This is a genomic window from Marinobacter sp. 3-2, assembly GCF_003751355.1.
Classification (GTDB): domain Bacteria; phylum Pseudomonadota; class Gammaproteobacteria; order Pseudomonadales; family Oleiphilaceae; genus Marinobacter; species Marinobacter adhaerens.
Genome location: NZ_RJUQ01000015.1, coordinates 144,721 through 167,566, shown reverse-complemented (window position 1 = coordinate 167,566; position 22,846 = coordinate 144,721). Strand labels below are relative to the sequence as shown.

17 protein-coding genes and 1 pseudogene are annotated in these 22,846 nt (G+C 58.0%); 11 read left to right on the top strand and 7 right to left on the bottom strand.

Annotated elements, in window-relative coordinates; all coding sequences use genetic code 11:
• Positions 1 to 111: 111 nt before the first annotated feature.
• The 9 genes and pseudogenes from EDB94_RS14960 to cobA all read left to right on the top strand — a co-directional run.
• On the top strand, positions 112 to 783 hold the full coding sequence (locus EDB94_RS14960) for an SPOR domain-containing protein (RefSeq protein ID WP_014577183.1): 672 nt from the start codon (positions 112 to 114) through the stop codon (positions 781 to 783).
• A 91-nt stretch (positions 784 to 874) separates the two neighbouring features.
• Positions 875 to 1,444, top strand: a complete 570-nt coding sequence (locus EDB94_RS14955; protein WP_008171742.1) for a CvpA family protein — start codon at positions 875 to 877, stop codon at positions 1,442 to 1,444.
• Positions 1,445 to 1,478: 34 nt separating this feature from the next.
• A complete protein-coding gene (gene purF / locus EDB94_RS14950; protein WP_014577182.1) occupies positions 1,479 to 3,005 on the top strand; it encodes an amidophosphoribosyltransferase in 1,527 nt (508 codons plus the stop codon).
• A gap of 26 nt (positions 3,006 to 3,031) precedes the next feature.
• The gene (locus EDB94_RS14945) at positions 3,032 to 4,273 is read left to right on the top strand and encodes an O-succinylhomoserine sulfhydrylase (protein ID WP_108018650.1); all 1,242 of its coding nucleotides are present in this window, start codon (positions 3,032 to 3,034) and stop codon (positions 4,271 to 4,273) included.
• A 6-nt stretch (positions 4,274 to 4,279) separates the two neighbouring features.
• Positions 4,280 to 6,862 (top strand): DNA translocase FtsK, encoded by a 2,583-nt coding sequence (locus EDB94_RS14940; protein ID WP_108018649.1) that lies wholly within the window; start codon positions 4,280 to 4,282, stop codon positions 6,860 to 6,862.
• 12 nt (positions 6,863 to 6,874) lie between these two features.
• Complete coding sequence (lolA, locus tag EDB94_RS14935; protein ID WP_108018648.1) at positions 6,875 to 7,522, top strand: outer membrane lipoprotein chaperone LolA; 648 nt, start codon at positions 6,875 to 6,877, stop codon at positions 7,520 to 7,522.
• The gene (locus EDB94_RS14930) at positions 7,522 to 8,859 is read left to right on the top strand and encodes a replication-associated recombination protein A (RefSeq protein WP_108018647.1); all 1,338 of its coding nucleotides are present in this window, start codon (positions 7,522 to 7,524) and stop codon (positions 8,857 to 8,859) included. The genes lolA and EDB94_RS14930 overlap by 1 nt, the downstream gene beginning before the upstream one ends.
• Positions 8,860 to 8,946: 87 nt before the next feature.
• Complete coding sequence (gene serS, locus EDB94_RS14925) at positions 8,947 to 10,221, top strand: serine--tRNA ligase (RefSeq protein ID WP_014577177.1); 1,275 nt, start codon at positions 8,947 to 8,949, stop codon at positions 10,219 to 10,221.
• Positions 10,134 to 11,075, top strand: a pseudogene (gene cobA, locus EDB94_RS14920) (uroporphyrinogen-III C-methyltransferase); the annotation flags it as partial. The gene serS and the pseudogene cobA, both read left to right, overlap by 88 nt.
• Positions 11,076 to 11,102: 27 nt before the next feature.
• On the opposite strand, the gene EDB94_RS14915 reads toward cobA, so the two are convergent.
• Complete coding sequence (locus EDB94_RS14915) at positions 11,103 to 12,179, bottom strand: 3-deoxy-7-phosphoheptulonate synthase (protein WP_008171726.1); 1,077 nt, start codon at positions 12,177 to 12,179, stop codon at positions 11,103 to 11,105.
• A 175-nt stretch (positions 12,180 to 12,354) separates the two neighbouring features.
• On the opposite strand from EDB94_RS14915, the gene EDB94_RS14910 reads away from it, so the two are divergent.
• Positions 12,355 to 14,178, top strand: a complete 1,824-nt coding sequence (locus EDB94_RS14910) for a DUF1631 family protein (RefSeq protein ID WP_108018645.1) — start codon at positions 12,355 to 12,357, stop codon at positions 14,176 to 14,178.
• 25 nt (positions 14,179 to 14,203) lie between these two features.
• The gene (locus tag EDB94_RS14905) at positions 14,204 to 14,608 is read left to right on the top strand and encodes a PilZ domain-containing protein (RefSeq protein ID WP_088828306.1); all 405 of its coding nucleotides are present in this window, start codon (positions 14,204 to 14,206) and stop codon (positions 14,606 to 14,608) included.
• Between the two features lie 71 nt (positions 14,609 to 14,679).
• Here EDB94_RS14905 and EDB94_RS14900 read toward each other — a convergent pair whose 3' ends face one another.
• From EDB94_RS14900 to EDB94_RS14875, 6 genes are all read right to left on the bottom strand, one after another.
• On the bottom strand, positions 14,680 to 15,465 hold the full coding sequence (locus EDB94_RS14900; RefSeq protein WP_008171720.1) for an enoyl-ACP reductase: 786 nt from the start codon (positions 15,463 to 15,465) through the stop codon (positions 14,680 to 14,682).
• Positions 15,466 to 15,530: 65 nt separating this feature from the next.
• A complete protein-coding gene (locus tag EDB94_RS14895) occupies positions 15,531 to 17,135 on the bottom strand; it encodes an ABC transporter ATP-binding protein (protein ID WP_108018644.1) in 1,605 nt (534 codons plus the stop codon).
• Position 17,136: 1 nt separating this feature from the next.
• Positions 17,137 to 18,165, bottom strand: coding sequence for an ABC transporter permease (locus tag EDB94_RS14890; RefSeq protein WP_108018643.1), 1,029 nt, complete (start codon positions 18,163 to 18,165; stop codon positions 17,137 to 17,139).
• Positions 18,162 to 19,247, bottom strand: a complete 1,086-nt coding sequence (locus EDB94_RS14885) for a microcin C ABC transporter permease YejB (RefSeq protein WP_008171714.1) — start codon at positions 19,245 to 19,247, stop codon at positions 18,162 to 18,164. Before EDB94_RS14885 ends, EDB94_RS14890 begins: the two co-directional genes overlap by 4 nt.
• Before the next feature lie 15 nt (positions 19,248 to 19,262).
• Positions 19,263 to 21,086: an extracellular solute-binding protein gene (locus tag EDB94_RS14880; protein ID WP_108018642.1), complete on the bottom strand. Its 1,824-nt coding sequence runs from the start codon at positions 21,084 to 21,086 to the stop codon at positions 19,263 to 19,265.
• Between the two features lie 12 nt (positions 21,087 to 21,098).
• Positions 21,099 to 22,799 carry a LysM peptidoglycan-binding domain-containing protein gene (locus tag EDB94_RS14875; protein WP_108018641.1) on the bottom strand — a complete coding sequence of 567 codons (1,701 nt, stop codon included), beginning with the start codon at positions 22,797 to 22,799 and terminating at the stop codon, positions 21,099 to 21,101.
• Positions 22,800 to 22,846 lie beyond the last annotated feature (47 nt).

Sequence of the window (22,846 nt, the reverse complement as noted above, 5' to 3'; positions counted from 1 at the left end):
AAACTTTGTCCATGGCCGGCCCTGACACTTTGAGTTCCGCTTGCCGGCCAGTTAGTATCTGCGCATGGGTGCCCGTCGGGGCGCAGTCATAACAGTTGGGAGCCTAGCAACGTGGATGGACTGAAACAGAGAATAATCGGGGCGCTGGTACTTGTTTCCCTGGCGGTTATCTTTGTTCCCATGCTTTTTGATGAGCCTCATTCCGAGCGCACGTCCACAACCATCAAGATTCCGGAAGAGCCGCCTTTCCCTGAAGTGGAAGCGCCCGAATCGGAATTGGCGCCGGCGCCGTCTTACGGTCTTGAGTCCAGCGATAGCGGCCTGGCAGCACCCTCAAGCGCGCAAGAAGCAGGGGATTCCCCGGGTTATCGTATCCTCGAAGAGGCGCCTGGCCAGGATGAGATGCAGGACGTAACCGATTCGTCCGATGCTGCCCAGCCCGAGAGCGGCAACGCTCAGGAATCCGCCAATGAGCCGGCTCAGACATCTGAACAAACCTCGGAGAACGCTGCCACAGAAGCTGCAGAGTATGAGCGGTCGCTGGATGGCGCCTGGGTGGTGCAGTTGGGCAGCTTTGGCAATGCCGACAACGCCCGACGCTTGAGAGATCAGGTCCGGGAAAAGGGCTATGGCTCGCATCTTCAGGAGGTTGTCCGCGGCGACACAACGCTGACAAGGGTCTTCAGCGGGCCCTTTGCGTCAAAAACCGAGGCCGAATCCGCCAAAAGGGCTCTGGACGATGCCTTTGGTCTTAACAGTCTGGTGACCTCCGGCGAAAAATAACGCCCGGGGTCCGGTTTATGTGTGTCTTGCGGTTTGGCGAACCGGGGTTTCCTGATAGAATTCGCGCTTCCTTTTCTCCACCGGGTTTTCAATGGAAGCGCTGATCTGGATTGACTGGGTCATTATCGCCCTGATTACAGTTTCCACCCTCATCAGTCTGAAACGGGGCTTTGTACGAGAAGCCCTCTCGCTGGTGACCTGGGTGGGCGCGTTTATCCTGGCGAGAACCTTCCACCCCCAGATGCAGTCCCTGCTGGAGAGCACGGTTGAAACACCGCTTGTCCGGCTTATTGCTGCTTTTGCCATACTTTTCTTTGGAACGCTCATCGTCGGTGCCATCATCAACAACATGATCGGTCATCTGATTCGGGCCACCGGCTTGTCGGCCACCGATCGGGTGCTTGGAATGGGCTTTGGCCTTTTGCGGGGCGTGGTGGTGGTGATCGTTGCGATTGCATTTACCCGTTACACACCGCTGGCCCAGGATACCTGGTGGCGAACCTCGATCATTATTGATCGCCTGGCGGTGGTTGAAGACTGGTCCAGACGAACCCTGGGCGATGAATTTGCGCGCTTTCTTGGGCCTGCGCCTGAAAACGCGCCGGAACCGGATTCCGTTACAGAGCAGGAAGGCGTGGAACCCGCGTCCGTGTCCCGCTAACATTCAGTTTTAACACTCGGAGATACACTTATCCATGTGTGGCATTGTCGGCATCGTCAGTACTTCCAACGTCAATCAGTCGCTCTATGATGCGCTGACTGTACTTCAGCACCGGGGCCAGGACGCGGCGGGCATTGTGACATTTCAGGATGAACGGTTTTTCCTCCGCAAGGACAATGGCCTGGTTCGGGATGTTTTCCATACCCGTCATATGCGTCGTCTGGTGGGCAACGTGGGTATAGGCCACGTGCGCTATCCGACTGCCGGCAGTTCCAGCTCCGCCGAAGCCCAGCCGTTCTATGTGAACAGCCCGTATGGCATTACCCTGGCTCACAACGGCAACCTGACCAACGCTGATGATCTCAGCAAGGACCTGTTCCGGACCGATCTGCGCCACATCAACACGAACTCCGACTCGGAAGTGCTGTTGAACGTGTTCGCCCATGAATTGCAGAAGCTTGGCAAGCTGGACCCGACCAAGGATGAGATCTTTTCTGCGGTCAGCGCGGTTCATAAACGCTGCCGGGGTGCCTACGCCGTCATTGCCATGATTACCGGCTATGGCATTGTTGGCTTCCGGGACCCGAATGGTATCCGGCCTGCCTGCTACGGCGAACGCACCGACGAGAATGGCCGCAAGGAATACATGATTGCCTCTGAAAGCGTTGCCTTGAACGCTGCGGGCTACACCCTCGTGCGCGATATTGCCCCGGGCGAGGCGGTCTATATCGAAACTGACGGTACCCTCTATACCCGCCAGTGTGCCGAGCAGCCGCATCTTTACCCATGCATTTTCGAACACGTGTATTTCGCCCGGCCTGACTCCATCATAGACAAGGTGTCCGTTTACAAGGCTCGCCTGCGCATGGGCGAAACCCTGGCGGAGAAAGTGCTCCGAGAGACACCGGATCACGATATCGACGTTGTCATGCCGATTCCGGACACCAGCCGAACGTCGGCCATGCAGATGGCGCATCGTCTGGGGGTGAAATTCCGGGAAGGCTTTATCAAAAACCGCTACATCGGCCGGACGTTCATCATGCCGGGCCAGAAAATGCGCAAGAAATCGGTCCGACAGAAGCTTAACCCGATCGATCTGGAGTTTCGTGGCAAAAACGTGATGCTGGTGGATGATTCCATCGTTCGCGGTACAACCTGCAAGGAAATCGTCCAGATGGCTCGGGATGCCGGTGCCCGTAAGGTCTATTTTGCGTCTGCGGCGCCTCCTGTTCGCTACCCGAACGTGTATGGTATCGACATGCCCTCCGCCAGTGAGCTGATTGCCCACGGGCGCACCGTAGAGCAAATCCGGGAACTGATTGGTGCCGACTGGCTGCTCTATCAGGATCTGGAGGACCTTATAACCTGCGTCAGTGAAGTGAACGATGACATTGAGGGATGGGAGTGCTCCGTATTCACTGGCGATTATGTGACCGGTGATGTCGATGAAGCGTATCTGAGCCGCATTGACGGCTTGCGCAATGACGAAAAGCGATCCGAGAGTGCCGGCGGTGCTGACGGGGACAATGGCATTATCGACTTGCATAACGACGAAGACTGAACGCCGCTTTCAGGCAGGAGATGTAGATGACTTTTCGCCGCGAAGAAACTGTCTGGATCCCGGAGTCCGACCTGGACGGGATGTCCGTGGACACCCTGGCCGTGAGGGCAGGGCAGATCCGCACCGGGCAGCTTGAGCACAGCGACGCGATATTCCCCACGTCCAGCTTCGTTTATGGCAGCGCGGCCCAGGCGGCGGCGCGATTTGGCGGCGAAGAGCCCGGAAACATCTACTCCCGGTTTACCAACCCTACGGTCCAGGCGTTTGAAGGTCGGATCGCGGCCATGGAAGGCGGTGAACGTGCCGTCGCCACCGCATCCGGTATGTCTGCGATCCTGAGCACCTGCATGGCGCTACTGAAGAGCGGCGATCATGTGATCTGCTCCCGGGGTGTGTTCGGCACCACCAACGTGTTGTTCCAGAAATACATGGCACGTTTCGGGGTGGAAACCACGTTTGTCAGTCTGACGGATATGGAAGAGTGGCAGGCTTCGATCCGTTCCGAAACCCGGATGCTGTTTATTGAAACGCCGTCCAATCCGCTGTGCGAAGTGGCCGATATGGAGACCCTGGGGCAACTGGCAAGAGACAACGAAGCCCTGTTCGTGGTCGATAACTGCTTCTGCACGCCGGTGCTCCAGCGCCCGCTGGAGCAGGGCGCAGACATCGTGATTCACTCGGCGACCAAATATCTGGATGGTCAGGGTCGCTGCGTGGGAGGCGTCGTGGTCGGATCAGAGAAGATTATGGAAGAGGTCTATGGCTTCCTTCGTTCGGCCGGCCCCACCATGAGCCCCTTTAACGCCTGGGTGTTTCAGAAGGGCCTGGAAACCTTACCAATTCGTATGCGCGCCCACTGTGACAATGCGTTAGAGTTGGCCCTGTGGCTGGAGCAACAGCCGGCAGTTGAACGTGTTTTCTATGCCGGGCTCCAGAGTCATCCGCAACATGAGCTGGCGAAAAAGCAGCAGACCGGATTTGGTGGTGTGCTGTCGTTCCAGCTCAAGGGTGCGCGGGAGGAGGCATGGCGCTTCATCGATGGCACCCGGATGATCTCCATCACCGCAAACCTCGGTGACGTCAAGACCACGATCACCCACCCGGCCACAACCACTCACGGGCGACTATCCCCGGAGGATAAGGCGCGGGCCGGGATCACGGAGAATCTGATACGGATTTCCGTGGGGATCGAAGCCGTAGAAGACCTGAAAACCGATCTTGAACGCGGCTTTCAGGCGCTTCGGAACGAAAGCACCGATAACGTCTGAGCATTCATGGCCGAATCTGCAAAAGCGAAGAAAGCACCACAGGAACTGACAGAGAAGCAGCAGCGCTTTCGCCGGCTGGCCGCCCAGGGCGCTCGCGAAGGCGCCGTCATCGCGCTTATTGCCCTTTGCATTTACCTTTCCATGGCACTGGTTACCTTTAGCCCGTCAGATCCGGGCTGGGCCAGTATCGGTCATGACACCAGCGTGCAGAATTATGCGGGCCGCACTGGTGCCTGGCTCGCCAGCCTGTTCATGGACTTCTTTGGCCACGTTGCCTATCTGTTCCCGGTCATGATTGCGGGCTACGCGTTGATGCTCATCCGTCGGCGTAACGATTCCCTGGATCTGCACTGGCCACTCTTCATGATGCGCTTCGGTGGCTTCTTGCTGATTCTTCTCTCGGCAACCAGTCTGTTGTCACTGTATTCCGTGTTTGGTCTGGGGGCGTCCTCGGGCGGTGTCCTTGGAACGGCTGTTGCCGACGCTATGGTGCGGTTTTTCAACCTGCCGGCAACAACCCTGTTACTGATTGCCATTTTCCTGTTCGCGTTAACGGTTACTACCGGTCTCTCCTGGTTCTGGCTGATGGATCAGGTGGGCGGTTTGACTCTCAGAACGGGCCTTGCCATCAAAGGCCTTTTCAAAGGCAAGCCCAAGTCGGAAAAGCCAGAGCCCAAAGCAGAACCGAAAGCTGAGCCACCGGTGGTCAAGGACCGTGTGCCGGCCATGGACAGCAAACGGCAAAAAGCAGATGCCGACAAACCACGCTGGTGGCAACGGATTCCAGGCTTTGGGCCGAAGAAGCCAAAAGCCCCGAAGCCCGCGTCGAAGCCAGACACCGTTCGAAAAGAGCCCGCGTTGGATGGTCTCTCTGCCGAAGTTGACCCGGAACCTGCAAGGCTCGAAAGCTTCAGTTCACGGGATGAGGCTCCTGTCGCTAACGGGAAACCCGCCAAACCCGAGGCATCTCCTCAGTCTGCCGGACGGTCGCTGAAGATTTCGCCGTTCAAGAAGGACGAACAGCCGACCCAGTCCAAAGACAAGGGCAACAAGCAGCCTTCATTGCTGGAAGATATTGAAAGCCCGATTCCGCCGATTTCTCTTCTGGACCCGCCGGAGGAGCATAAGGAAAGAGGCTACTCCGAAGAATCTCTGGAACATATGTCACGGCTGCTAGAGGAAAAGCTGGGGGATTTCGGGGTATCCGTTGAAGTAGTCGAGGTCAATCCCGGCCCGGTCATTACCCGGTTCGAGATCAAGCCGGCTCCAGGTGTGAAGGTCAGCAAGATTTCCAACCTGGCAAAGGACCTGGCCCGCTCACTGGCCGTACTGAGCGTTCGGGTAGTCGAGGTGATTCCTGGCAAGTCTGTGGTCGGTATCGAGATTCCCAACGAAGAACGGGAAATGGTCCGGCTCAGTGAAGTGCTTGGCGCGCGGGTGTTTCAGGAGTCGAACTCACCGCTGACCCTGGCACTGGGTAACGACATTGGCGGCAACCCGATGGTTGCCAATCTCTCCAAAATGCCGCACCTGCTGGTGGCGGGCACCACCGGTTCCGGTAAATCGGTCGGCGTCAATGCCATGCTGCTCAGTATGCTGCTGAAGGCAGGCCCGGAAGAGGTCCGCTTTATCATGGTGGACCCAAAGATGCTTGAATTGAGCATCTACGACGGCATTCCGCACCTGTTGGCGCCGGTGGTCACCGACATGAAGGAGGCGGCCAACGCACTACGCTGGTGTGTCGCTGAAATGGAACGCCGGTACAAGCTCATGGCCAGCCTCGGCGTCCGTAACCTGGCGGGCTACAACCGCAAGATCAAAGACGCCAGGGCCGCCGGCGAACCATTACTGGATCCGTTCTGGAAGCCGGACGAATACCTTGCCAACGACGAGCAGGAGCGCCCCGAGCTGGACACTCTTCCCTTCATCGTGGTGGTGATTGATGAATTTGCCGACATGATGATGATCGTCGGCAAGAAAGTTGAGGAACTGATTGCCCGGATCGCGCAGAAGGCGCGGGCGGCCGGTATTCATTTGATCCTTGCCACCCAGCGGCCATCGGTGGATGTAATCACCGGCCTGATCAAGGCCAACATTCCGACCCGGATGTCGTTCCAGGTCTCGTCCAAGATCGATTCGCGTACGGTGCTGGATCAGGGTGGTGCCGAGCAGCTCCTGGGGCATGGTGACATGCTTTACCTGCCACCGGGTTCGGGCCTGCCGGTTCGGGTGCACGGGGCTTTTGTCGATGACGACGAAGTCCATCGCGTGGTCAGTGCCTGGAAAGCCCGGGGCGAACCCGTGTATGTGGACGATGTTCTCAATGGCGCCGAAGGCGAGAGCCTGCCGGGCGTTCCCAACCTCTCGGAAGGAGGCGGGGATAGTGAAGGGGATGCCCTTTACGACGAGGCCGTTGCCTTCGTCACGGAAGGGCGCCGTGTTTCGATTTCCTCGGTACAGCGAAAATTCAAGATCGGGTACAACCGGGCAGCGAACCTGGTTGATGCCATGGAAGCATCCGGCGTGGTAAGCGCCGCTGGCCACAACGGGGCTCGTGAAGTTCTGGCTCCGCCGCCACCCAGAGATTAGGAGTAACAAGCAATGGGACAATCTTTTGTGAAATGCCTGGCCACCCTGGTCATGGCGGTGTTGATTGCCGGCCCTCTGAGTGCGAGTGAGGGTAGCGATAGCGCGAACGAGTTGGCCTCGTTGCTGAAGGGCTACGAGTCCTACCAGGCGGATTTTATCCAGATTGTTGTTAACGAGAATGGCACTAAGGTTCAGGAAACCCGTGGCTCCCTGAAGGCCAAGCGCCCCGGGCTGTTCTACTGGGAGACCAGTGCGCCACTGTCGCAGTTTATTGTCAGTGATGGCGACACCGTGGAGGTTTACGATCCGGACCTGGAACAGGTCACGATCCACAATCTCGACGATCGAGTGCAATCCACACCCGCGCTTTTGCTGAGCGGTGAGGTGGATAATCTGGAGGATACCTACAGGGTGTCCGGTCGCCAGATAGGCGACAACACCCGTGAATTTACTCTGGAGCCAAGAAGCCCGGACTCCCTCTTTACGTCCCTCAGGCTGACGTTCTTCAAGGGTGAGCTCCAGGAGATGCGTATGCAGGATTCCCTGGCACAGCTCAGCGTCCTGAGTTTCGACCGGATCAGGCTGAACGAACCGGTTGAAGCGGGTGCGTTCACCCTCGACTATCCGGAGGGTGTGGATATTATCCGGGACGGGGCCTGATGCAGGACAGTCTGTTCGCGGAGTCCGCGGGCTTTCGGCCGCTGGCCGCGAGAATGCGGCCGGCAAGCCTGAATGACTATGTGGGCCAGGCTCATCTGGTCGGGCCCGGCAAACCGCTGCGGCGCGCTGTTGAGCAGGGCCAGCTTCACTCGTTGATCCTCTGGGGCCCTCCCGGAGTCGGTAAAACCACCTTCGCCCAACTACTGGCCAATGTCAGCGATCTCAGTTTCGAGACGGTTTCGGCCGTACTGAGCGGTGTGAAAGAGATCCGGGCCGTTGTTGAGCGGGCACGTAATCGCGAGCAGTCACAGGGTCGGGACACTCTGTTGTTCGTGGATGAAGTGCACCGCTTCAACAAAAGCCAGCAGGACGCGTTTCTCCCCCACATTGAAGACGGTACCTTCATCTTCGTTGGTGCGACCACTGAGAATCCCTCTTTTGAGCTGAACAGTGCGTTGCTTTCCAGAACACGTGTCTACGTGCTCAAGAACCTTGAGGAAGAGGACATCCTTCAGTTGCTACGCCGCGCGCTGACAGTTGATGAAGGATTTGGTGGACGCCTGCGAGTTGATGAAGACGTGCTGACCCTGATGGCGGCCGCGTCTGGTGGCGATGCCCGCCGTGCTCTCAATATTCTTGAAGTGGCGGCTGACCTGGCAGAGCCGGATGAGGCCGGCACGGATCGGGTAACGGCGGATCAGCTTGAGCAGGTCATGCAGACCAGTCTGCGCCGCTTCGATAAGGGCGGTGATGTGTTTTACGATCAGATCTCGGCACTGCACAAATCCGTTCGCGGTTCCGATCCGGACGGCTCGCTGTATTGGCTGTGCCGGATGCTGGATGGCGGCTGTGATCCTCTTTATGTCGCCCGGCGTCTAGTGCGAATTGCCAGTGAAGACATTGGTAACGCCGATCCCCGTGCTCTGCAACTCAGCATGGAAGCCTGGGACGCCCAGGAGCGGTTGGGATCTCCGGAAGGGGAGCTGGCACTGGCCCAGGCAGTGACCTACCTGGCCATGGCGCCCAAGAGCAATGCAGTTTACAACGCCTTCAACAGGTGCATGGCGGACATCCGGCAGGATCCGGACTACGAAGTCCCGGTGCACCTGCGCAATGCGCCCACCAAGCTGATGAAGAGCATGGGCCACGGAGATACCTATCGGTACGCACACTACGAACCGGAGGCCTTCGCCGCCGGCGAGTCCTATCTGCCTGAGGCGATCCACCAGCGCCGATACTACGAACCCGTGAATCGTGGGCTGGAGATCAAGCTGGCGGAGAAACGCCAGCGCCTGGATTCCCGCAACGCTGAAAGCCCCCGCAAACGCTATACCTGAGCCTCCTGCTGCGGTAGCCACGAGCGCCAGTGCAGGTATAATGGCCAGTCATTCAAAACATCGCTAACCGGAAGATTCAGGATAATCATGCTCGATCCCAAACGTGTCCGCACCCAGACAGAAGAGATCGCCCGTCGGCTGACCATCAAGAATTTCGAATTCGATACCGCCACCTTCGAGCAGCTTGAGGAACGCCGCCGCGCCCTTCAGGTAAGCACGGAAAACCTGCAGAGCGAGCAGAACAAACGGTCCAAATCAATCGGGAAAGCCAAGGCAGCCGGTGAGGACATCCAGCCGCTGCTGGATGAGGTGGAAGATCTGAAGAAAAAGAGATCCGAAGCTGAAGACGAGCTCCGTTCGCTGCAGGAGGAGCTCAACGGGTTCCTGGCCGGAATCCCGAACCTTCCGGACGAAGATGTGCCTGCTGGTGAGAGCGAAGACGACAACGTCGAGATTCGAACCTGGGGCACGCCCAAGACCTTTGATTTCGAGCCCAAAGATCACGTTGCCCTTGGGGAGGGTCTGAAAGGCCTGGACTTCGAGACCGCGACCCGCCTGGCCCACTCTCGGTTTGCTGTCATGCGAGGGCCGGTCGCACGGCTGCACAGGGCTCTGGCCCAGTTCATGCTGGATTTGCACACTCGCGAACATGGCTACCTGGAGACCTACGTACCTTACCTCGTGAATGCTGATAGCCTCTATGGCACGGGCCAGTTGCCCAAGTTTGAGGAGGATCTGTTCAAAACCGAGGGCGAACACCCGCTTTATCTGATTCCAACCGCGGAAGTACCTGCCACCAATCTGGTCTCAGATTCCATCCTTGATGCCGCGGAGTTGCCACTGCAGATGGTCTGTCATACGCCCTGTTTCCGCAGTGAGGCCGGCTCCTACGGCCGGGATACCCGCGGCATGATCCGTCAGCATCAGTTCGATAAGGTTGAACTCGTGCATGTCGTTCGTCCCGCCGATTCCGACGCCGCCCTGGAGGCGCTCACCGGGCACGCGGAAAAGGTTCTGCAAATGCTGGAGCTGCCTTATCGCGTCGTTGTACTGTGTGGCGGCGACATGGGCTTTTCGGCGGCGAAGACCTACGATCTGGAAGTCTGGTTGCCGGGACAGGACAAGTTCCGCGAAATTTCATCCTGCTCCAACACACGTGATTTCCAGGCACGCCGCATGCATGCGCGTTGGCGTAACCCGGAAACCGGTAAGCCGGAACCTGTGCATACGCTGAACGGTTCAGGTCTTGCGGTTGGCCGTGCGCTGATTGCGGTTATGGAGAATTACCAGCAGGCAGACGGCAGCATTGTGGTTCCGGAGGTTCTCAGGCCGTACATGGGAGGCGTCGACATAATCCAATGAGTGATCAGCAACAAAGTGCGCCAGGGAAGGGCGTTGGTGCAACCCCTGCACCGGTAAGGTACAGGGTAAACCCGGTGACCTCGAACCCGAACACATCAGCGGGCGAAGTGGCCCTCGTCGGGGCTGGGCCGGGCGACCCTGAACTGCTGACACTCAAAGCCTGGAGGCTGATTACGTCCGCCGAAGTCGTGCTTTACGATCGCCTGGTGTCGCCGGAAATACTGGCCATGATTCCAGATACTGCCGAGATGATTCATGTTGGCAAGCAGCGGGCCAACCACACCTTGCCTCAGGACCAGATCAATCAACGATTGGTGGATTTGGCCAGGCAGGGTCGGAAGGTGGTCCGTCTCAAGGGCGGAGACCCGTTTATCTTCGGGCGCGGGGGTGAAGAAATTGAAACTCTGGCCGACGCCGGCGTACGCTTTCAGGTGGTGCCGGGTATAACCGCCGCTTCCGGCTGCGCGGCCTACGCCGGAATTCCGCTCACACATCGGGATTATGCCCAGTCAGTCCGGTTCGTGACTGGCCATCTCAAGAACGATACCTGCGATCTTCCTTGGCGAGACTTTGTTCAGAACAACCAGACCCTGGTGTTTTATATGGGGCTCGTGGGTTTGCCGATCATCTGCCGGCAACTGGTTGCGCATGGCATGTCTCACGATATGCCCGTTGCGCTGGTTTCCAAGGGAACCACAAGGGATCAGCGTGTGGTCACAGGTAACCTCTGTAATATTGTCGAAAGGGTAGACGCTGAAGCTGTTCAGCCGCCGACGCTGGTCATCATCGGCCATGTGGTGGCGCTCAGGGAGAGGCTGGACTGGATAGGTGGGGTAATAAAAACGGGAAGCTGAGGCTCCCCGTTTGGTATCCGGCTCCGATCAGCCGATCTTGCGCTTGGGAAGTACGTCTTTCAGCTTGTCGCGCATATCCCGAATCGCTTTTTCCGTGGTCGGCCAGTCAATGCAGGCGTCTGTCACAGAGACACCGTACTTCAGATCCGCCAGGTTCTCGGGGATCGACTGGTTACCCCAATTGATGTTGCTTTCCACCATCAGGCTCTGGATCGAGGTGTTACCTTCGAGGATCTGGTGGGTGACATCCTGCATGACCAGCGGCTGAATGGCCGGATCCTTGCTGGAGTTGGCATGGCTGCAGTCAATCATCATCGACTTGCGCAGGCCTGCTTTATCCAGCGCCTGTTCGCAGAGGGCGACGCTCACCGAATCGTAGTTGGGTTTGCCACCGCCACCGCGCAGAACAACGTGGCCGTAGTTATTGCCCTTGGTGCGGATAATCGCCACCTGCCCCTGCTGGTCGATGCCCAGGAAACTGTGCGGGTGAGACACGGACTTCATGGCGTTCACCGCGACGTCCAGGCTGCCGTCGGTGCCGTTCTTGAAACCGATCGCCATGGACAGGCCACTGCTCATCTCTCGGTGAGTCTGTGACTCGGTAGTACGGGCGCCGATGGCGGACCAGGCAATGGTGTCCTGCAGGTACTGCGGGGAGATCGGATCCAGCGCTTCGGTGGCTGCGGGCAGGCCAAGCTCGTTGATATCCAGGAGCAGACGACGACCGATGTGAAGTCCCTGCTCAATATCAAAGGTGTCGTTCAGGTGCGGATCGTTGATGAGACCTTTCCAGCCAACGGTTGTGCGAGGCTTCTCGAAATAGACACGCATAACGATCAGCAGCGTATCGCTGACTTCATCGGCAAGCTTCTTCAGGCGCGCGGCGTAATCTCTCGCAGCTTCAACATCGTGAATGGAGCAGGGGCCCACCACGACGAATAGCCGGTGGTCCTTGCCATCCATGATGTCATAGATCGCCTGGCGGCCCTTTGAGACGGTTTCTGCGGCCTTGTCGGAGAGCGGCATCTCCTTCTTCAGCGCTTCAGGAGTGATCAGTGCTTCCTGGCTCGCCACATTCAGATTCTCTAGTTTGTTGCCCGACATGTTGTTCTGCTTCCCCGATTCTGATCGTTGCAGCCCTGGTGGACGATAGAATATGCCAACAGGGTTGCAGATTAACGCGAATAGCGCCGGTGCACGGTTGCGGTAAACCCCGGCGAGTTGGTTATACTGCGTTATTTACAGGGCCTTTTCAACGCTTCTTAAGTACGGGGAACGGATGTCGCAAAACAGGCAGAGACCGAAGGATGTGCCTTCCGTTGCAGCGGTTTCAGGCAAGATTGACGATGTCCTGGCCGGCATTCGTGTTCCTGACCTTCCATACCCGGCTGGCAAGCTCGAACCAGACGCCGTCAGCGACTGGCGCCCACTGCTGGTTTCCTGTTGGTCCGAACAGCGTGACGAGCGGGTTACCCATGTTATCCGCTCTGTTCATCTGGAGTGGTCAGCCCGACAGGTGAACGCCGCCTATGTGGCTGACCGCATCATGGACGTGTTCCTGAAGACAAGCGGCCTGCATCCGAGCCTCGCCCGCCGGGTGGCAAGGCTGCGCTTCTATCTTGCCTGGCGCATGAATCTGGAGGGCAAGAAAGCCTTCAGCAAGGCGCTACTGGAGTGGCTGGACAGCCTTCAGGAGTGGCGCGGCTGGAGTGATTCCGGAGGCCGTTCCGCCAAGGTTCTGATGGATCAGCTGGATTCGCTGGTTATCGCCGTTTCCGCAAGTTTTGAATCCGGCAAGACGGAACCGGTGAACGAATTCTGTCATCGCTGGCAGGAAGACGCCGGGAAGAGGAATGCCCAGGTTGGAAAGCTCCGCCAACGGCTGCTGGAAACCGAGCAGGGCGCTGCAAAGCAGCGCAAGGCAGAGCAGTCTTCCCGGGCATTGATCGGTCGGGCTCTCCAGGGGCGCAAGCTGCCGCTTCCGATTGTCCGCTTTATCCTTGATCACTGGCAGGGTCTGCTGAAACAGTCGATCTGGGATTCCGGTCTTGAGGGAGAGAATCTGCGACATGGCAGCAAGTTGCTGGAATGGCTGGTCTGGATTGGTGATCCGTCGCTTTCCGACAAGGACCGTAACCGGCTCTATCACGTGGGCGAACAGATCGGCGATCGCATCCTTGATGTCTGGAAACGGGTTTTTAATGAATCACTGCCTGCGGAGTCCCTGTCCGGGATCGAATCCGCTATGGTTTCCAGGCTGAGAGGAGAGGCGCCGGATCTTGTGGAGGCTCTGCCGGCGGCGGGGAGTTTCCACTGGGACAGCACTTGGCTCAGCTTCGAAGTGCCCGCGGCAGAAGCTTTTGAACCGTATGAGGGGCAATGGTTTGTCGAGGGCGAGGGTGTCGGAGAGCAGCGCCGTTACTTCTATGCGTTCTTGCCGGAATCGGCAGAAATCCTCTGGACCAACGGCGCCGGCGTGAAACTGGGGCTGCAGACCTGGGGCGAGTTTCAGAGGGCCCTTGAGCAGGAGCAGATCCGGCCATTGCCGCAGCTCACGCCGTTCGGAACGGTGTTGGCAGAAACCGTGGAACTGCTTGCCCGGGTCTGCGAGAAGCAGCGTCGGCAGAGGGAGCAGGCGGCGGAAGCTGCCAGGCTGCGCGCCGAGGAATTGAGGCGGGAAAAAGAAGCCGCGGAAGAACGGCGCAGAGCTGAGGAAGCGGAGCGTGAAGCCGAGCTTGAGCGCCAGCGGCAAGCCGATGAAGAGCAACGACTCGCCGATGAACAGGCTGAAAAGGAACGGATCCGGAAGGAAAGAACACTGCTGGCCGAGAAACAGGTGGATGCTATCAAGCTTGGTGGCTGGATTGTCGTTGAACCCGATGAAACGTCTGATGAACCTGCCCGTCTGAAACTGGCCGTGCGCATCAATGCGTCGAGAAAGCTCGTGTTCGTGGACCGTCTGGGCCTGAACAGGCGCGAATTTCTCGAGGACGCCCTGGTTGAGGGGATTGTCGAAGGACGCATCCGGGTTCTGGGAACCTCCGCGGAATTCGACGACACCCTTAGCAGGGTAGTCGGGCGGATTCGTGTTGGCCGCAACTGATATTGCCGAAGCAGGAAAAACAACAATGGCAGATAATGACTATAGCTTTGGAACCCGGAATGAGCCGCCCGTTGATCAGGACAATCGGGCAGATTACCGTCTTACGGCGCGAGCCAGGGCAATACTCGAGCTTGAGTCCGGCTTGCCGGAAGAAACCGGAGCCGAGGAGCGGGACCTTGTCTGCGGTATTCGTGATATTTCGGCCAGTGGCCTTTGCCTGACAGCTGACGAACCCCTTTCCCTGGGGGCCCTGCTGCCGGCGAGCGTATTTCTTGGTAACCATGCCCAGCCTTTCGGTCTGATGGTCGAAGTGGTCTGGTGTCGGCCCAACGAGTCGAGCTTTCTGGTGGGGGCGCGAATCATTGAGTCTGACGAAACCGCATACGTCGAGTGGGTGGAGGCCGTGGCCTCGGCGATGGCCCAGGATTGACTCTTGTCCGTGCAATCCAACGAAAAGAGCCGGCATAACGCCGGCTCTTTTACGTTCGGGGAGGGTGAGACTTACTCTTCAAGTTCACCCATTCCGGTAATGTTGAAGCCACCGTCCACGTACATGATCTCGCCGGTAATACCGGAGGACATATCAGAGCCGAGGAATGCGGCAGCATTACCCACTTCGTCGATGGTGACGTTTCGCCGCAGCGGCGCACGCCTGGCATTTTCGGCCAGCATCTTACGGAAGCTCTTGATGCCAGAGGCGGCCAGGGTCTTGATCGGACCCGCGGAAATGCCATTCACCCGAATGCCGTCCCGGCCCAGGCTGGCGGCCATGTAGCGAACGTTGGCTTCCAGGGAAGCCTTGGCCAGGCCCATCACATTGTAGTTCTGCAGAACCTTCTCGGCGCCGAGGTAGCTCAGGGTAATCAGCGAGCTGCCTTCATGCATCATGCCGCGGGCACCCTTGGCCAGCGCGACAAAGCTGTAGGAGCTGATATCGTGGGCAATGCGGAAGCCATCACGGGTGGTCACGTCGACGTAGTTGCCGTCCAGCTCGTGTCCAGGCGCATAGCCGACAGCATGCACAATGATGTCGATGTTGTCCCAGTGCTTGCCCAGCTCTTTGAAGACGTTTTCAATTTCTTCGTCGCTTGCGACATCGCAGGGGAAAGTCAGCTTGCTTCCCCACTGTTCGGCGAACTTCTCAACCCGTGGTTGAAGTTTTTCATTCTGGTAGGTAAACGCCAGTTCGGCACCCTCGCGGGCGAAGGCCTCGGCGATACCGTAAGCAATGGACAGTTTGCTGGCTACGCCAACGATCAGTGCTTTCTTGCCACTGAGGATTCCCATGGGTCGTTCTCCCTGTGTTCCTGATTTGCGAGCATTATCCCTGAGTGCTCTGGTCGGGGTAACGCTCAAATAGTCGTAGTTGGTTTCTGGTAAAAGAATGCGGCGTTCAGCAGTTCACGGGTGTACTCCGCCTGCGGTGCAGCGAAAATCCTGGCCGCGTCACCATATTCCACGATCCGGCCATGCTGCAGCACCAGTAGCTTATGGCTCAGGGCGCGTACTACAGCCAGGTCATGGCTGATAAAGATATAGCTTAGACCATAACGGGTCTGGATAGCCCTCAACAGCTCAATGACCTGCTTCTGCACGGTGCGGTCCAGGGCGGATGTGGGTTCGTCCAGAATGATCAGGTCGGGCTGCAGCACCAGAGCCCGGGCGATGGCAATGCGTTGGCGCTGGCCGCCAGAGAATTCGTGTGGATAACGATGCCGTGCCTCCGGATCCAGGCCAACGTCGGTCAGGGCGCGAATTACTTTGCTGTCGTGTTCGGCTGCGTTTTCCGCGTCGTGGACCTCCAGCCCTTCGCGGACAATTTCGGCAATGGACATTCTGGGACTCAGGCTGCCAAACGGATCCTGAAAGACAATCTGCACGCGCCTTCGCCAGGGCCTGAAATCCTTCTGGTTAAGAAACGCCAGCTCCTCGCCCCCAAGGCGGATACTCCCGGTACTGGCGGTAAGCTTCAGCAGCGCATGGCCGATGGTGGTTTTGCCGCTGCCACTTTCCCCGACGATCCCGAGCGTTTCGCCCCGATTGAGCTGGAAATTGGCGCCCTGCACAGCGTGAAAGGATTCCTTCACCTTGCCCAGAAGGCTCTTTCGTATCGGGAAACGCACGTCCAGTCGCTCAACAGCCAGCAACGGTTCTGCACGTTTATCGAGGGGTAGGGGTGCTTCCGGGGGCTCGGCATCCAGAAGCTTTCGTGTATAGGGGTGTTGTGGGCTGGCAAACAGGGCATCGGTATCAGCCTCTTCCACGAGTTTGCCGTGTTCCATGACAGCCACCCGGTCGGCGTACCGCCGAACGATGGTCAGGTCATGGGTAATCAGAAGAATGGCCATACCCAGTTTCTTCTGAAGGTCCCTGAGCAATTCGAGAACCTGTTTCTGGACGGTTACATCCAGTGCCGTCGTAGGCTCGTCCGCGATAAGGAGATCGGGTTCGTTGGCGAGGGCCATGGCGATCATCACCCGCTGCTTTTGCCCCCCCGAAAGTTGGTGGGGATAGGCGCCAAGCTTGCTTTCCGGGTTCTGTATCCCCACGAGTTGCAGCAGCTCCAGACAGCGCTGTTTTGCCTGTGGCCCGCGCATTCCCTTGTGCAGTTCCAGGGTTTCGCCAATCTGCTTTTCCACGGTATGTAGAGGATTAAGGGATGTCATGGGCTCCTGGAATATCATCCCGATCTCCCGGCCGCGGATCTGGCGCATGCGCTTCTCGGTGGCGGCCAGAAGATCTTCATCGCGGTACCGGATTTGCCCGCTGGGGTAACTGGCGTGCCGTGCATCGAGGAGGCGCAGAATCGACAGTGCCGAAATGGATTTTCCGGAGCCGCTTTCGCCCACCAGTGCGAGGGTCTCGCCCTCACGGATTGCCAGTGACAGGGATTCGACGGCTGGAGGCCCGTGATCAAAACAGATGGAAAGATCGGAAATCTGAAGTAACTGGCTCATATCAGCTCTTCCTCGGATCGAAGGCATCGCGTACGGCTTCACCCACGAATACCAGCAAGGTGAGCATCAGCGACAGCGATACGAAGGCGGATATGCCCAGCCAGGGCGCATGCAGGTTGGCCTTGCCCTGGGCAATCAGTTCCCCCAACGAGGGCGAACCGGAGGGCAGGCCAAAGCCCAGGAAATCCAGGGAGGTCAGGCCGGTAATTGCCCCCGTCAGAATGAACGGGAGGAACGTCAGCGTGGCTACCATGGCATTGGGGAGTATATGCCGGAACATGATTTTGCGGTTGTCCAGACCCAGTGCACGGGCAGCTTTGACGTATTCGAAGTTACGGGCACGCAGGAATTCCGCACGGACCACATCCACCAGCCCCATCCAGCTGAACAGCAGCATGATGCCCAGCAGCCACCAGAAGTTTGGCTGCACAATGCTGGAGAGAATGATCAGCAGATACAGTACCGGCAGGCCGGACCAGACCTCGATAAAGCGCTGGCCCAGCAGATCAATTTTGCCGCCGTAAAAGCCCTGGATGGCGCCGACCACTACGCCGACAATGCAACTGGCGATGGTCAGGGTAAGGCCGAACAGAACCGAAATGCGGAAGCCATAGATCACCCGGGCTGCAACATCCCGGCCCTGATCGTCGGTCCCCAGCCAGTTCTCTACACTCGGCGGCGCCGGTGACGGAACCTCGAGATCGTAATTGATGGTGTTGTAGCTGAACCGGATCGGTGGCCAGACCATCCACCCGTTGGCGCTTATCTCATCGGCGATAAAGGGATCGCGATAATCGGCTTCCGTGGGCAGGAAACCTCCAAAGGTTTCTTCCGGCACGGATTGGACCACCGGGAAGTAGAGGTCGCCTTTGTACGACACGACCAGCGGTGAGTCGTTGGCAATGAGCTCGGCGACCAGTGACAGGCCAAACAGGGCGAGAAAGATCCACAAAGACCAGAAGCCCCGGCGGTTTTTCCGGAAGTTCCGCAGGCGCCGCTGTTGGATCGGAGTCAGAGACCGGAAACTCACGCACCCTCCCGGCTTTCAAAATCGATCCGCGGATCGACCAGGACATAGGTAATGTCGCTGATCAGCTTCAGGATCAGGCCCATCAGGGTGAAGATATACAGGGTGCCGAAGATCACGGGATAGTCGCGGTTCAGGGCCGCCTCGAAGCCGAGCAGCCCGAGCCCGTCGAGGGAGAAGATCACTTCAATCAGCAGGGAGCCCGTAAAGAACAGAGCGACAAGGACGCCTGGCAGGCTGGCAATCACGATTAGCATGGCATTGCGGAATACGTGGCCATACAGCACTTCTTTCTGGTCCAGACCCTTGGCGCGGGCGGTTACCACGTACTGCTTTCCGATCTCATCCAGGAAGGAATTCTTGGTAAGCAGGGTCAGGGTGGCAAAACCGCCGATCACATTTGCGGTGACGGGCAACGCCAGGTGCCAGAAGTAATCCCCGATTTTCTGGTACCAGGTAAGCTCGTCGAAATTCGAAGAGGTCAGGCCCCGGAGCGGGAACCAGTCAAAATAACTGCCCCCGGCAAACAGCACGATGAGCAGTATCGCGAAGAGGAAGCCCGGAATGGCATAGCCCACCACAATGGCTGAGCTGGTCCAGACATCGAACCTGGAGCCGTCTGTAACGGCTTTCCGTATGCCCAGGGGGATAGAAATAAAATAGATGATCAGCGTCGACCACAGCCCCAGGGAGATCGAAACGGGCATTTTATCGATTATCAGGTCGATGACGCTTTTTTCCCGGAAGAAGGAGTCACCGAAGTTGAAGGTGGCGTAATCGCCAAGCATCTTGAAGAAGCGTTCGTGAGCAGGCTTGTCGAAGCCATACATGACTTCGATTTCTTTCAGAAGCTCATCGGGTATGCCGCGGGAACCACGCGTGTCGCCGGAAGAATCGGCTACCTCGCCACCGGTTCCACCACCGGAAGCCCGGGCCAGCGCGCTGCCCCCGTGGCCTTCCATCTCCGCGATAAGCTGCTCAACGGGACCACCGGGGGCCGCCTGCACAATGACAAAGTTGAGCAGCATGATTCCGATCAGCGTGGGGATGATCAGCGCCAGACGCCTGAGTATGTAGATGCCCATTTGGCGGCGTTTTCCTCAGGGCTTCGCCCACCAGTTGTCCAGATCAATGCCGTTTTTCGGCGTCTCGGCTGGACGTTGCAGATGGTTCCAGTAGGCGACACGGTCGCTTCTCAGGTGCCAGTGAGGAATCACATAATAGTGGTGCAGCAGAACCCGGTCCAAGGCGCGAACCCGGTAAACCAGTTCCTCTCGGTTTGGCGCCTGAATGACCATGTTCACAAGCTCGTCGATCACCGGATCGCTCACGCCCATGTAATTCCGTGAACCTTTGGCATCCACGGTGGATGAATGCCAGTATTCCCGCTGTTCATTGCCCGGGGAATCCGATTGGCCGAACACCTGGGTGATCATATCGAAATCGAATTCCCGCAGGCGCTGGATGTACTGGTTGCTGTCCACGAGGCGTACGGTCACATCGATACCGAGACGGCCGAGGTTGTTCTTGAAAGGCAGAACCACCCGCTCGAAGCTCTTCTGGAACAGCAGGATCTCGAACGCCAGTGGTTCGCCGGTTTCGCCGTGTACCATCTTGCCATCGCGGATGATATACCCGGCGGACTTGAGCAGACCCAGAGCCGTCCTCAGATTCTCGCGGAGGCCCTGCTGGCCTTCGGTGGTGGGTGGCTGGTACTCCTCGGTAAACACATCATCGGGCAACTGATCCCGGTAAGGTTCGAGTATTTCCAGTTCACGGCCGGTGGGGAGACCCGAGGAAGCGAGATCGCTGTTTTCAAAGTAGCTGTCGGTACGGGTGTACTGGTCGAAGAAGAGGTTCTTGTTGGCCCACTGGAAGTCGAAACCATAGGCCAGCGCTTCACGAACCAGCGGGTCCGAAAACACCTTTCTGCGGGTGTTGAAGGCAAAACCCTGCATGCCTGAAGGCCGGTGATGCTCGATGGCTTCCTTGATGATCGTGCCGTTTTCGAACCGCTCCCCGGTGTAGGCTGTGGCCCAGTTCTTGGCAGAAGACTCCAACCGGAAATCGAAACTGCCGGCCTTGAACGCCTCCAGCGCCACGGTGTCATCGGTGTAGTAGTCGTAGGTGATCTGATCGAAGTTGAAGCGGCCATTCCGGACGCCAAGATCCTGTGCCCAGTAATCGTCAACGCGTTCGTAAGTAATCGACCGGCCTGCTTCGAAGTCACCAATCCGGTAGGGGCCACTGCCCAACGGCGGGTTGAGGCCATTCTTGCCAAATTCGCGATCGGCCCAGTAGTGTTGGGGCAAAATGGGCATCTGGCCGAGGATCAGCGGCAGCTCCCGATTGCTGGTTTCCTTGAAGTCAAAACGTACTCGCTGAGGGCTTTCTATCGTGACTGTTTCTACGTCAGCGTAGTAGTTCCGAAAGAAGGGATGCCCCTGGGTAGTAAGCGTGTCGAAGGAGAATTTCACATCCTCAGCGGTAATGGCTTCGCCATCGTGGAACCGCGCCTGTTCACGGATATTGAAAACCACATAGCTCCGGTCTTCGGGTGTCTCCAGGGATTCGGCAATCAGGCCGTAGGCCGAAAAGGGCTCATCGTCGGACGACTCAAGGAGTGTGTCATACAGATAGTTGCTGATGCCCGCGGCGGCAACACCCCGTATATCAAAAGGATTGAATGAGTCGAAGCCGTTGGCAACAACCGCCATTTTCAGGGTGCCGCCTTTCGGGGCTTCCGGATTCACGTAATCGAAGCGGCTGAACCCGGCGGGGTATTTAGTGTCCCCGTGCATGGCAATGCCATGTGCTGGCATTGCCTCGTCGGCGACGGAAAAGGGTGAGATAAGCGGTGTGGCAATAAGTGCCAGGGCTGATAAAAACGACGTAAGGGATGAGGCTTTCCGTGTTCTTGTCATAAGTCTCGCACGTCAGGGACTGTTTCGGATATCAACGTAGAGTACCAGACTTTGCCCGGGTTGCAGATAACGGGCGGTATTCAGATCGTTCCAGCTTGCGATGTCCCGCACATTCACGGAAAACCTGCTGGCAATCCGGGCAAGGGAGTCGCCTTTGCGCACCCGGTAGCCTACTTTCCGAACCATAGCCTTGCCACGGCCACTGTTGGCTGCCACAACCGTCGGCTGACTGGTTTTGGACCAGATGACCAGCTCCTTGCCGGGTATCAGCGGATCGCCGGGCGCCATACCGTTCCAGGCAGCAACTTCACGTACGGACACCCGGTGCTCGCGGGCAATGTCCCAGAAGGTGTCGCCCTTGCGCACCATGTAACGAACCTTGTTACCGTCCCGCTTACGCTCCTGTTTGCGCTCAAGGCGCTGGGAGGCGCTCAGGGCGTAAGCATCGCTGCCCTTGGAAGCAGAGGGAATCATCAGGCGCTGGCCAATTCGTATCAGGTCGCTGTCCAGATTGTTGACCTGCTGCAGCACTGACGGTGTTGTGGAGAACTTGCGGGAGATCGAATTGAGACTGTCTCCGGATTTGACTTCGTAGTTGCGCCAGGACACCCGTTGATTGGCTGGAATTTCAGCCAGGGCGGCACGGAACGTCTCCGCATTCCCAACCGGAACGAGCAACCGGTGAGGTCCATCCGGCGAAGTTGCCCAGCGATTGTAGGAGGGATTCAGGAGGTAGATCTCGTCGACATCTACTCCGGCCAGTTCTGCCGCCTGGGCAAGGTCGAGCTGGGAGCCGGTATCAACAACTTCGAAGTAGGGTTCGTCTTTCAGCGATGGCAGTTCGATGCCATAGGCCTCGGGATTGTCGAATATTTTCGCCAGAGCAATCAGTTTGGGGACGTAGTGTCTGGTTTCCCGGGGCAGGTGAAGAGACCAGAAGTCTGTCGGCTTGTTGGCGTTCCGGTTGCGGCGCATGGCGCTGGAAACCGTGCCGCCGCCGCTGTTGTAGGCGGCAAGGGCGAGCGTGTGGTCGCCATCAAACCGGTTTGCGAGGCGCTCGAGATAGGTCAGGGCAGCGTCGGTTGCGGCGATGACGTCACGACGGTCATCGTGCCACCAGCTCTGTGTCAGGCCAAAGTATTTGCCCGTGGAGGGAATGAATTGCCAGAGACCGGCCGCGCGCCCATGGGAGTAGGCAAACGGATCGAACGCGCTTTCAACAACGGGGAGCAGAGCATATTCGGCAGGCAAGCCCCGCTTTTCGGTCTCGTTGACGATATAGTGAAGGTAGCGACTGCCGCGTTCCACAACCCGGTCAATGTAGCCGGGATGTCGGGCATACCAGTTCAACTGGTCCCGAACTCGTTCATTGTCGATATCATGATCCAGAACAAATCCTGAACGCAGTCTTGCCCACAGATCCTGCTCAACTGCCTCCCCCTCAGCGGTTTTCTGAACCGGATTGTCGAGCTTCTCCCGGGCATCCCTGGCAGCATCCTTTAATTCCGGAGCAATAGCTTCATCCAGCGGCTCGTCGCGGGCAGCGTCACGGTTTTCTCCGGTCTCCACAGCTTTCTTAAGCCCTTCATCGCCCGCGGCGACCGTAACTTCCTGTGTGTTCAGCGGGCTTTGCTCTCCCTGGCTGATCAGGCTGGTGCAGCCACTCGCGAGGGCTCCGGCGAAAAACAAAAACGACAATCGTCTGGCCGACATAACAGCATCCGGGTTCAGGTTGAGGCCGGATTCAGCATCTGAAACTC